The 12,177-nt window shown below is 68.4% G+C and carries 8 protein-coding genes; 5 read left to right on the forward strand and 3 right to left on the reverse strand.

From position 1 onward, the window contains the following. Nucleotides 1-1,496 precede the first annotated feature (1,496 nt). From BLQ73_RS21535 to gatB, 5 genes are all read left to right on the forward strand, one after another. Nucleotides 1,497-3,614 (forward strand): putative bifunctional diguanylate cyclase/phosphodiesterase, encoded by a 2,118-nt coding sequence (locus BLQ73_RS21535; protein WP_093172681.1) that lies wholly within the window; start codon nt 1,497-1,499, stop codon nt 3,612-3,614. Between the two features lie 219 nt (nt 3,615-3,833). Beyond that, complete coding sequence (gene gatC / locus BLQ73_RS21540; protein WP_093172683.1) at nt 3,834-4,133, forward strand: Asp-tRNA(Asn)/Glu-tRNA(Gln) amidotransferase subunit GatC; 300 nt, start codon at nt 3,834-3,836, stop codon at nt 4,131-4,133. Further along, nucleotides 4,130-5,620, forward strand: a complete 1,491-nt coding sequence (gene gatA, locus BLQ73_RS21545; protein WP_093172685.1) for an Asp-tRNA(Asn)/Glu-tRNA(Gln) amidotransferase subunit GatA — start codon at nt 4,130-4,132, stop codon at nt 5,618-5,620. Before gatC ends, gatA begins: the two co-directional genes overlap by 4 nt. 30 nt (nt 5,621-5,650) lie before the next feature. Next, nucleotides 5,651-7,687: an AAA family ATPase gene (locus BLQ73_RS21550; protein ID WP_093172687.1), complete on the forward strand. Its 2,037-nt coding sequence runs from the start codon at nt 5,651-5,653 to the stop codon at nt 7,685-7,687. Next, nucleotides 7,680-9,188 (forward strand): Asp-tRNA(Asn)/Glu-tRNA(Gln) amidotransferase subunit GatB, encoded by a 1,509-nt coding sequence (gatB, locus tag BLQ73_RS21555; protein ID WP_093172689.1) that lies wholly within the window; start codon nt 7,680-7,682, stop codon nt 9,186-9,188. Before BLQ73_RS21550 ends, gatB begins: the two co-directional genes overlap by 8 nt. 164 nt (nt 9,189-9,352) lie before the next feature. Here gatB and BLQ73_RS21560 read toward each other — a convergent pair whose 3' ends face one another. The 3 genes from BLQ73_RS21560 to BLQ73_RS21570 all read right to left on the reverse strand — a co-directional run. Next, a complete protein-coding gene (locus tag BLQ73_RS21560; protein WP_093172691.1) occupies nt 9,353-10,897 on the reverse strand; it encodes a tripartite tricarboxylate transporter permease in 1,545 nt (514 codons plus the stop codon). Further along, nucleotides 10,898-11,500, reverse strand: a complete 603-nt coding sequence (locus BLQ73_RS21565; RefSeq protein ID WP_093172693.1) for a tripartite tricarboxylate transporter TctB family protein — start codon at nt 11,498-11,500, stop codon at nt 10,898-10,900. Then, nucleotides 11,500-12,177, reverse strand: a 678-nt coding sequence (locus BLQ73_RS21570; RefSeq protein ID WP_093172695.1) for a Bug family tripartite tricarboxylate transporter substrate binding protein, incomplete at its 5' end; no start/stop codon positions are given. The genes BLQ73_RS21565 and BLQ73_RS21570, both read right to left, overlap by 1 nt.

The raw sequence follows: 12,177 nt of genomic DNA on the forward strand, positions 1-12,177 counted from the left end.
GAGAATGCCCGTCCGCAAGGGCGTTCTACGCGTGGGCTGAGTGGGCGGGATGCACGGGGAACACGGGGAACACGGGGAAACCAGGCAGGGCAAGGTGCTGACGTGCGCGTCGGAATCGCTGATGAATGATCGCGGGGAACGAACGGGGACCTACGCCCCGGGCCAGGCCGAGGCCGTACCGGGACCCTGGAGGGCATGCTTCCGCAGGCCGCGGTGACAACGGGCCGCCGTGACAACGGATCGCGGTGACAGACATGGCTGCCCTACGGGGGAGTCCGGTCGGCTCCGCACGGGGACGGGGACTACACACTGACGACGATGGCCGACTTCGAAGACGGAGAACGTCGCGCGCGGTTCGCACGGCGGAGTCCGCATAGTGATCGTCTGACCGGCGGTCGCCGACTCGGATGACGGAATCGGATCACGACTCGCACTTGGGCTCGTGGCCCGGTGGCATCGAGGTTTCCCTCGGGCCGCCCGTTCCGAGGCCGAGTCGGCCGTCGGATCGGGGCACGCCGTGCCCGGGGTGACAGGACGGGTGTGTGGGACGCGCCGCCTTGTCGCCGCCGGGCGGCTCGCCACGGTGGGCGGGGTACGGCGGCGGCGAGAGGGTCGGTCGGGCGGCGTGCTCCCGAATGCGCTTAAGCGATCAAGGTTGAGTTAGTACGGCACCAAAAGACATGCGTATTTTGTCGGTCCCGTTTGCTTATGTAGTCCTTGCGCGAGTTTGGTGCGATGGTTCGGCATTTCCTTGGATTGGAGTGGGTTCGCTGTGGTATGCGGTGGTTTCTTCCTCGCGACGAGTACCTTCTTCCCGATCAAGGAGCGCGTGGCCCGCTCCGCTGGAACGTCGCCGGGCCGCCGTCGAGCGCTTCTCGCCTTCGCGCCCAACGCGCGGCCGGGCCGCCGGGCGATCGCCGTACGGCGTCGCGCACCAGGGCCGCGCTTTCCCCGGCGGGACGTTCTCGCAGGTGGTGCGTGGAGGGCCATGGCGTGGCCGCCTCGGGGCGTGGATGGCCGGCGGTTCGCCGGGGTGCGCCGGTGAGGGGTTCGCCGTTCCGTGCACGGTCGACGCCGCCGCACGGCGCCGGCGCCGTGCGGCGGCGATGGGGTGCGGCGATGGGGTGCGGCGATGGGGTGCGGCGATGGGGTGCGGCGATGGGGTGCGGCGGCGACGGGGGTGCCGGCGTGGTTTATGAATAAAGGTCGGAAATGGCCGTGATGGGGGGTTTGGTGAGTGGTGCGTCGCGAGAAAAAAGTACGACTTACGAGAGTCAGCCCATCCGAGCGCCGTGCGCGGCATGATGGAGATGGGGGAAATCAACGAAGGAGTGGCCCGGAGAACGCGGGTTAGTTAGGGAGAAAGTCGGACTTATGGGGGCAAGGGCGACGATCGCCGGTTAAAGCGGGTAGTGACGGAACGTACCCAACCGGTTTCGCGAAGTGGTCCAAAGGTCGTACTCTCCCATAGTGAACTCCTGGGGGTTTCGTTACTCATGACCGGCCCGAACGATACGCGCGACACAGGACCACGCATCGGCTCACCCCTGTGGACATACCTCTCAGCGGTCATCGCCGCCGGGTTCACCGCCCTGCTCGTGACCCTTCTCGGGCTCCGCCTCGGGGACCTCGCCGGCCTCGCCGAAGAGCCGCTGCTCTGGGTCCTCGCCGTACTCATCGTGCTGGGAGAGCTGCGACCGGTCATGGTGTCGTCGTCGGCGGTGGTCGGGGGCACCTACCCGTCGACAATGTTCGCCTTCGCGGCCCTGCTGCACTACGGCCCGACCATAGCCGTCCTCATCCAGGCGTTCGCGGTGGCCGTCAACGGCGCCGTGACGCGCAAGTCCTGGCACCGCGTGATGTTCAACATCGCGCAGACCACGCTCGCCTGTACGGCTGCCGCCCTCGTCCTGTTCCTCTTCAGCATCCGCCCGGCTCCCACCGACCCGTGGGTGCCGAGCGGCACCGACCTCCCCGCCATCGCAGTGGCCGGGATCGCCTACTTCGCCATCCGCGCGACGCTGGTGTGCGCGGCCGTGGCCCTGCACGAGCGCCGCTCCATCCTGCGGGTGATCAAGGCCACGATCGGCCACCAGAGCCTCGTCTACGCGGGCCTGCTGGGGCTCGCCCCGCTGGTCGTCGTGGTCATGGTGCAGTCGGCCGCGCTGGTGCCGCTGTTCGTGGCCCCACTCGCGGCCGTCTACTTCACCGCGACCCTGTCGATGCGCCGCGACTACCAGGCGATGCACGACGGGTTGACCGGGCTGCCCAACCGGAAACTGCTCATGCTGCGCACCGAGGAGGCCCTGGCCGAGGTGCGCGACCGCGACCGCGTGGGGCTGTTCCTCCTCGATCTCGACCGCTTCAAGGAGGTCAACGACACGCTGGGCCACCCGGTGGGCGACCGGCTCCTTCAGATCGTGGCGCACCGGTTGACGCACAGCGTGCGCCCCGGCGACGTGGTGGCCCGGCTCGGGGGCGACGAGTTCGCCGTTCTGCTGCCCTCGATCAGGGACATCGCCGCGGCCAGGGAGGTGGCCGCCCGGCTGCGGGTGGCACTCACTGAGCCGGTGCGCCTGGAGGGCATGACCTTCGACGTGGACGGCTCCGTGGGCATCGCGCTCTATCCGGACCACGCCCCCGACTTCGAACTGCTGCTCCAGCGGGCCGATGTCGCCATGTACCTCGCCAAGGAGGGCAGGACCGGTGTCGAGTCCTACGTCGCGGCCAAGGACCGCAACTCGCCCGACCGGCTCAACCTGCTCGGCGATCTCCGCCGGGCGGTGGACAACCGCGAGCTCGCACTCCACTACCAGCCCAAAATCGGCCTGACCGGCGACAAGGTGCGGGGAATGGACAAGGTGCGGGGAATGGAAGCGCTGCTGCGGTGGAACCACCCGGTGCGCGGGCAGATCTCGCCGTCCGAGTTCATCCCGCTCGCCGAGCAGTCCTATCTCATGCGGCAGTTGACCGAGTTCGTGATCGACGAGGCGCTTGAGCAGATCGCCCGCTGGTGGCATACCGGCCTCCGCGTGCAGGTCTCGGTCAATGTCTCCGCCCGCGACCTTCTCGACTCGGCGCTGTGCGACAAGCTGGAGGTCGGGCTGCGGGCCCACCGGCTCCCGCCCACGGCGATCCAGCTTGAGGTCACTGAGCGCATCCTCATGACCGACCAGGCCTATACCGCCGACACGATCAGAAGCCTCGCCATCATGGGCATCCCGCTGTCCCTCGACGACTTCGGAACGGGCTACTCCTCCCTCGTACGGCTGCAGCGCCTCCCGGTCGCCGAAGTCAAGATCGACGCCTCGTTCATCCGCCGCCTCCGGGACTCGCCCGACGACGAGAGGTTCGTCCGCTCGATCGTCGATCTCGTGCGGTCCCTCGGCCTCCGCTCGGTCGCCGAGGGCGTCGAATGCGACGTGACGGCGCGGCTGCTGGCCGACATGGGGTGCGACATGGGCCAGGGATGGTGGTTCGGTCAGGCCATGACGCCCGACGACGCCACCGACTGGCTCCGCGGGCACATGGGCGACCCGGCCGTGGGCTACGGCGTTCGCCACCCCACCCTCGTGCCCGGCCCCTCGCCCCACTTCGACACCCGCACCGCCTGACGGAACGCCCCTCTGCCCGACGGCCCCGCCTCCGCGGGGCCGTCGGCCACGCCGTCGGCGCGGACGGCCCGGCCGCGCACCGGGGGCGCACCGGGGGCGCCGGGGGGCGCCGCCCCCGCGATCACGTGGCCTGTCTGCGTCGATCGGTTCGGCCGCGTCGGGTCGCCAGCCCTAGGATGACAGTGTCCAATTGCCATCCAGAAACGGGTTCAACGACTCATGTCCGCCATAACCCGCGACGAGGTCGCGCACCTTGCCCGGTTGTCCCGGCTGGCGCTGTCCGACGACGAGCTCGACCACTACGCCACCCAGCTCGATGACATCATCGCGGCGGTGGCCCGGGTCGCCGAGGTCGCCGCACAGGACGTTCCGCCCTCTTCGCACGCGCTCCCGCTGGCCAACGTCTTCCGGGCGGACGAGGTCCGGTCGAGCCTGACGCCGCAGCAGGCCCTCTCCGGGGCCCCCGCCGTCGAGGACGACCGTTTCCGCGTCCCGCGCATCCTGGGGGAGGAAGCATGAGCCTGACCCGCAAGAGCGCCGCCGAGCTCGGCCGCCTGATCGCCTCAGGGGAGACCTCCGCCGTCGAGGTCGCCCAGGCCCATCTCGACCGCATCACCTCCGTGGAGCCGAAGGTCAAGGCGTTCCTCCACGTCGACGCCGAGACCACGCTGAGGCAGGCGCGCGAGGTCGACGACCGCATCGCCCGCGGCGAGGCGCTCGGCCCGCTGGCCGGCGTCCCGATCGCGCACAAGGACGTGTTCACCACCGTGGACATGCCGACCACGGCCGGTTCGAGGATCCTTGCGGGCTGGCGCCCGCCGTACGACGCGACGATCACTCGCCGGCTGCGCGAGGCCGGGCTGGTCTTCCTCGGCAAGGCCAACATGGACGAGTTCGCGATGGGGTCGTCGACGGAGAACTCCGCTTACGGCCCCACCGGCAATCCGTGGGACGTGTCGCGCGTCGCGGGCGGCTCCTCGGGCGGCTCGGCGGCAGCCGTCGCCGCCTACGAGGCGCCGCTGTCGACCGGCACCGACACCGGCGGCTCGATCCGCCAGCCCGCCGCCGTGACCGGCATCGTGGGGATGAAGCCGACCTACGGCGGGTCCTCCCGCTACGGCGTCATCGCCTTCGCCTCCTCGCTCGACACCCCGGGCCCGTTCGCCCGCAACGTGCTCGACGCCGCGCTCCTGCACGAGGCGTTCTCGGGTCACGACCCCTACGACGCGACCTCCATCGACGCCCCCGTCCCGCCCGTCGTCGAGGCCGCCAGGCAGGGTGACGTCGCCGGCCTGCGCGTCGGTGTGGTCAAGGAGTTCGGCGGCGAGGGCTACCAGCCCGGTGTCGTCGCCCGGTTCCACGAGACCGTCGAAGTGCTGGAGTCCCTCGGCGCCAAGGTCGTCGAGGTCTCCTGCCCGTCGTTCGGCTACGCGCTTCCGGCGTACTACCTGATCGCCCCCTCGGAGTGCTCGTCCAACCTGGCCAGGTTCGACGCCATGCGCTACGGCATGCGTGTCGGCGACGACGGCACCCGCAGCGCCGAGGAGGTCATGGCCCTGACCCGCGCCGCCGGCTTCGGCCCCGAGGTCAAGCGCCGCATCATGCTCGGCACCTACGCGCTGTCGTCGGGCTACTACGACGCCTACTACGGCCAGGCCCAGAAGGTCCGCACCCTCATCGCCCGCGACTTCGAGGCCGCCTTCCACCAGGTCGACGTCCTCATCTCGCCCACCACGCCGACCACTGCCTTCCCCATCGGGGAGCGCGTCGACGACCCCATGGCGATGTATCTCGCCGACCTGTGCACCATCCCCACCAACCTCGCCGGCAACGCGGCCATCTCCGTCCCCTGCGGACTCGCCGACGAGGACGGCCTGCCGGTCGGTCTCCAGATCATGGCCCCCGTCCTCGGCGACGACCGCTGCTACCGCGTCGGCGCCGCCGTGGAGCGTGCCCTCGCCGAGCGCTGGGGCGGCGACCTGCTGTCCAAGGCCCCGGCACTCTGACCGGACCCACACGAAAGGAGGAACGGCGGCATGCTCACGCGTATTGAGATCGACGGATTCAAATCCTTCGCCGACTTCAGCCTCGACCTGCCGCCGTTCCTCGTGGTACTCGGCCCGAACGCAAGCGGTAAGTCCAACCTTTTCGACGCGATTCAGCTGCTCCGCCGCCTCGTCGACTCTCCGACTCTCTACGAGGCATTCGTCCAGGCAAGAGGGGAATTCGGGGAACTCTTTCGGCGTAGAGGCGACGGGCAAGTCGTGGACAGGATGTCGTTCACGGTCGACGTGCTCCTTGATCCCTTGGTCGTGGATCAGTTCGGCGCTGAGATCGAGGTGTCGCATACACGTGTTCGATATCACTTGGAGATCGTTCGCTGTCGGGGGGAAGACGGGTTCGTACGACCTTTTGTTCAGCGTGAGGAAGTAATTCCGATCAAGGTTGGTCATGATCGCTGGGCTCGCCGACACCGTCCGAGCCGTTCTTTCCGCGCAGAGTTTCTGAAGTATCGGCGCAAGACGGCTCTCCTGGAAACAATGGTGGATGCCTCCAGGCGGCCGATCTTCCGTGTGGCGCAGGAGGGGAGGCAGGGGCGCAAACGTGAGTTCGCCGCCCATGCGGCAGAGGCCACCGTGCTATCCAGCATCACATCTGCCGGTGAATTTCCTCTTCTCTACGCCTTGAGGCGGGAGATCGCGTCGTGGAGATTTCTTCAACTGGATCCAGCCGCGTTGCGCATGCCCAGCGCGTTGCATCAACGTGGCGATCAATTGGATCCCAGCGGCGCTAACCTGGCAAAGGTGCTTCGCAGGATCCAGAAGGCGACCCAGGACCAATACGGCAGTGTGCTGAATGAAATCTCTGCTGATATGGCTCGGATCGTACGTGGATTCGGTGGGATCGAGGTGGAGGAGAATACCGCCAAAGATCAATACGAGGTGTATCTGCGCACCCGGGACGAAGGTCGGGTCAGTGCCAGGGTCGCCTCCGACGGCACTCTCCGGGTGCTTGCGCTTCTCGCGGCGCTCTATGACCCTGAGCAACGTGGGCTGATCTGCTTCGAGGAGCCGGAGAACGGAATCTATCCCCAGCGCCTCCGCGAGCTTGTGCAGCATCTACGCCGACTGGCGACCGATCCCTCAACGGAGGTCGAGCCGGGGATCCCATTGACTCAACTCGTCATGAGCAGCCATTCGCCACTACTTCTCTTCGCAGTGCCAGAGGATATCGTCGTGATGGATTGGATTACCGCACCAGAGGATGACTCGGGCGCGGCGAGCCGAGTCTCACGCGTTAGGCGACTGGGTTCTGCGGACAGCAAGTCGTCGGCGGAAAAAGATGTCGTCACCGAGTCCGAGCGGCTGGCCTATACGGCTATCTCCGCCCAAGAGGCCCAGAGAGCTCATGGAGACGACCTCTTGATGACATTGAACTCGTTCATCACTGCTGAGGGCTGCACTGATTACGATTTTCTGCCCGTGTTGCTTGAGCGTGCCTTGGAGCGAATCTGCGTTCCGCGTGGGATCGCAGTCGCCGCCGTTCAGTCGTTGCGTGTCACGGTGGATAAAGGGGAATCGAAGCATCAGGCGATTTGCCGCACTGCCGCGAGCGCGGCCACGGGAATGACACTGCTTTTTCATCACTATGACGGTTCGGCCGATGTGGAGCGAGAGACTCGGAAGTACTGGGATCCTCTGGTGAAGGAACGGGGGCGGATGGGCCCTCAGCTCCCGCTGGTGCGTGTGGTGCCTGTGCGCGAAATGGAGAGTCGGGCGTTGGCCGACGCCGATGTGCTACGGCAGGTCGCCGGGTCCGACTGGAACCCGAGAGACGTGTTCGACGGGGAAAAGATCTCCGACGCCGAGCGGCTAAAGGACCCGAAGCGTACATTGGGTGATGTCATCGCCAAGGGGAGGCGGCGGCGCAGAGTGGTGAGAGAACCACGGGAATACCTTCCGTTGATCGCCGAGACATTGAACTTGAAACACCTCGAGAAGTTGCCCTCATACCGTCTCTGGAAGGACGAGACCGTAGAGGCGTTGAGGAAGCTGGAGCTTATTCGTGACTGAGACGAACACGCTGATGCCGTACGACGAGGTGCTGGCGCGCTTCGAGCCGGTGCTGGGCATCGAGACGCACGTGGAGCTGGGTACGGCGTCGAAGATGTTCTGCGGGTGCCCGACGGGGTTCGGGGCGGCGCCGAACACGCAGGTGTGTCCGGTGTGCCTGGGGTTGCCGGGGGCGCTGCCCGTGGCCAACGAGCAGGCGATCGAGTCGACGATCCGGATCGGGCTGGCGCTCAACTGCTCGATCGCGGAGTGGTGCAGGTTCGCGAGGAAGAACTATTTCTACCCGGACATGCCGAAGAACTTCCAGATCAGCCAATACGACGAGCCGCTGTGCTCCGAGGGCTACCTGGACGTCGAGGTGGGGGGGAAGGTGTTCCGGGTCGGGATCGAGCGGGTGCACCTGGAGGAGGACACCGGCAAGTCCACGCACGTGGGCGGGGCGACGGGCCGCATCCACGGGGCGGACTACTCGATCGTGGACTACAACCGGGCGGGCATCCCGCTGGTCGAGATCGTGACCAAGCCGATCGAGGGCGCGGGCGAGCTCGCTCCGGAGGTGGCGAAGGCTTACGCGACGGAGCTGCGTGAGCTGATGCGCGCTCTCGGGGTGTCGGATGTGCGCATGGAGGAGGGCTCCATGCGGTGCGACGTGAACGTGTCGCTGATGCCCCGCGGGGCGTCGGAGTGGGGCACCCGCACCGAGACGAAGAACGTCAACTCGCTGCGCAGCGTGGAGCGCTCGGTGCGGCACGAGATGGAGCGCCAGGGCGCGGTCCTCGCGGCCGGCGGCCGGATCGTGCAGGAGACCCGCCACTTCCACGAGGACACGGGCGCCACGACGAGCGGCCGGTCGAAGGAGGAGGCGCAGGACTACCGCTACTTCCCCGAGCCGGACCTCGTGCCGATCGCCCCCGCGCGCGAGTGGGTGGAGAAGTTCCGCGTCGACCTCCCCGAGCTGCCGCGCGTGAAGCGGGCACGGCTCATGGCCGAGTGGGCTGTGTCCGACCTCGACATGGAGGCGATGCACAACGCGGGCGCCGTCGAACTGGTCGACGCGACGGTGGCGGCGGGCGCGCCGGCCGCCGACGCGCGCAAGTGGTGGATGGGCGAGCTGGCCCGCAGGGCCAACGAGTCCGGTACGGCTCTCGCTGACCTGTCGATCACCCCGGCGCAGGTGGCGCGGGTGACCGAGCTCGTGGCCTCGGGGGCGCTGAACGACAAGCTGGCGCGTCAGGTGCTTGAGGGTGTGCTGGCCGGAGAGGGCACGCCGGACGAGGTCGTGGCGGCGCGCGGGCTGCAGATCGTCAACGACGAGGGCGAGCTGTCGGCGATCATCGACCAGGTGATCGCGGACAACGCGGACGCGGCCGACAAGGTCCGCTCCGGCAAGGTGGCCGCGGTCGGCGCGCTGGTCGGCGGTGTGATGAAGGCGAGCCGGGGCAAGGCCGACGCGGGCCGCGCCCGCGAGCTGATCCTGGAGAAGCTGGGCGTCGCCGGCTAGCCCCGGAGTGTCGGTCGGAGCTCCGCGTGGCCCGCAGCGGCTCGTAGGCCCCCGCAGGGGAGGCTCAGAGGGCCGTTGGGGCGTTCAGCGGCCCGTTGGAACGAAGGAAGCGGGGTCCGCCCAGTCGGGCCCCGCTTCCTCGCGTTTCCACGGGCGGATCGGCCTTACGGCCTGCCCGCGGGCTCCTTGTCCGCGGGCATCTCGCCCGCGGAGGTCCGCCGAGCCCGGCGGGCGGTGTAGGCCCTGATGAAGGGGATCGCCAGGGCGAGCGCGGCGAGGCCGAGCAGGACCGCCGCGATGGGGCTGGTCACCAGCACGCTGACGTCGCCGGTGCTGATGGCGAGCGCCCGCCGGAGCTGGACCTCGGCCATGGGGCCGAGGATCATGCCGATGACGGCGGGGGCGACGGGCAGGCCGAAGCGGCGCATGGCGTAGCCCAGCATGCCGAGCACATACAGCACGATGAGGTCGACCCACGAGTTCTGCAGAGCGTAGACGCCGAGTGCGGCGAAGAACACGATGCCCGCGTACAGGTAGGGGCGGGGGATGCTGAGCACCTTCGCCCATACGGGGGCAAGCGGCAGGTTGAGGATCAGCAGCATGGTGTTGCCGATGAACAGTGAGGCGATCATGCCCCAGACCAGCGCCGGGTTGTTGTCGAAGAGCTGAGGCCCGGGTTGCAGGCCGTACTGCTGGAAGGCGGCGAGCATGATGGCCGCGGTGGCGGACACGGGCAGGCCGAGGGTGAGCAGCGGGACCAGGGTGCCGGCGGCGGAGGCGTTGTTGGCGGCCTCCGGGCCGGCGACGCCCTCGATGGCGCCTTTGCCGTACTCCTCCTTGGCGACGCCTTTGGCGAGGCGCTTTTCCGTCGCGTAGGAGAGGAAGGTGGGGATCTCGGCGCCGCCGCCCGGCAGGGCGCCGAACGGGAAGCCGAACGCCGTGCCGCGCAGCCACGGGCGCCACGAGCGCGACCAGTCCGAGCGGCCCATCCACGCGCGCCCGACCGGGATGATGTCGGGGGTGCCGTGGCGCAGCCTGGAGGCGACGTAGAGGGCCTCTCCGAGGGCGAACAGGCCGACGGCCACGATGACCACGTCGATGCCGTCGTAGAGCTGTTCGATGCCGAGGGTGAGCCGCGTCTGCCCGGTCTGCATGTCGATGCCGATCAGGCCGATGAACAGACCGACGCCGAGCGAGGCGAGGCCGCGGACGACCGACCTGGACAGCACGGACGACACGGCGGTGAAGGCGAGTACGGCGAGAGCGAAGTAGTCCGCCGGGCCGAACGAGATCGCGAAGTCCACCACCAGCGGGGCGGCGACGACCAGCAGTCCGGTGGCGATGGTGCCGGCGATGAAGGAGCCGATGGCCGCGGTGGCGAGGGCCTGCGCGGCCCGGCCGCGCTTGGCCATCTTGTTGCCCTCCAGGGCCGTGATCATCGAAGAGCTCTCACCTGGGGTGTTGAGCAGGATCGATGTCGTTGACCCGCCGTACATACCGCCGTAATAAATGCCCGCGAACATAATGAAAGCACTTGCAGGAGGGACGTTGAACGTGATCGGCAGCAGCAGCGCCACGGTCATGGCCGGCCCGATGCCGGGCAGCACGCCGACGAGGGTGCCCAGCGTGACCCCGGCCAGGGCGTAGAGCAGGTTGATCGGGGTCAGAGCAGTGCTGAACCCCTCGATCAACATCGTCAGGGAGTCCATCTACATCAACCCGTCAAGCAGCCCGGCGGGGAGGGTGACACCGAGCCCCTTGACGAAGGCGAGGTAGGACCCGAAGGCCAGAATCACGGATATCGCCGCGGTCCGCAGCCGGTGTCGGGCCCCGAGTACGGTGGCCAGCCCGAAGAACAGCAGCCCGGAGGCGATGACCCAGCCGAGCAGGTTGAGCAGGCCGGCGAAGGCCAGGAAGATCAGGCTGACGAGCCCGAGACTCCTCCAGTCGGTGGAGGCGTCGCTGTCGACGTCCTCGCCCTCCTCCGGGTCGCCGTGGCCGCCGCGCAGCACGTCGATGATGTAGAACACGCCGATCGCCACCAGTGCTCCTCCGACGAGCACCGGGAAGAACCGGGGTCCTGGGCCGAGCACGGTCGCGGACTTCACGTCGGCAGTGCCGACGAGCACGAAGATCCCGAGGCCGAGCACGATCAGCGCGAGGCCCAGCTCCGGCCGCCACCACGACCTGCTGGACGCGTCGGCGGGGGCGTCGCCCCGGCCGACGCCCCGCGGGGACGCGGGTTCCTTGGGGTGGGGCGCCGGAGCGGCGCCGCCCGTGGCGGCGCCGCCCAGCCGTTCCTTCGACGACATCAGGAGCCGAGCCCCATGTCGGCGATGATGCCCTTGACCCGGGTCTGCTCAGCGACCATGAAATCCTCGAACTCCTTGCCGGTCGCGAAGGAGTCGGCCCACCCCTTCTTGGCGATCGCGTCCTTCCACGACTGCGATCCGTGCATCTTGGTGACCAGATCGGTCAGCTTGGCCTTGTCCGCGTCGCTCAGGTTGCTGGGGGCGACGAACCCGCGCCAGTTCTGGAGAACCACGTCGAGGCCGCCCTCCTTGAGAGTGGGGGCGTTGACGCCGGGCAGCTGCTGATCCGAGCTGACGGCGAGCGCGCGCACCTTGCCGGATTCGATGTGGGAGGTGAACTCGCCGACGCCGGAGATGGCCGCGGAGACCTTGCCCGCGAGCACCGCGGTGGCCGCCTCGGCGCCGCCGGAGTGCGGGATGTAGGTGACCTTCTTGGGGTCGATCCCGGCGGCCTTGGCCATGAGGCCGGCGAGGATGTGGTCGGTGCCGCCCGCGGAGCCGCCGGCGATCGAGACCTTGGAGGGGTCGTGCTTCCAGGCGGCGACCAGGTCGGCCACGCTCTTGAACGGAGAGTCGGCCGGGACCACGACGATCTCGTACTCCGTAACGAGCCTGGCGATCGGCGTGGTCTGGCTGAGGGTGACCGCGGACTTGTTCGTCTCGATGGCGCCCACCAT

It is taken from the genome of Sinosporangium album (genome assembly GCF_900100605.1).
Taxonomy (GTDB): domain Bacteria; phylum Actinomycetota; class Actinomycetes; order Streptosporangiales; family Streptosporangiaceae; genus Sinosporangium; species Sinosporangium album.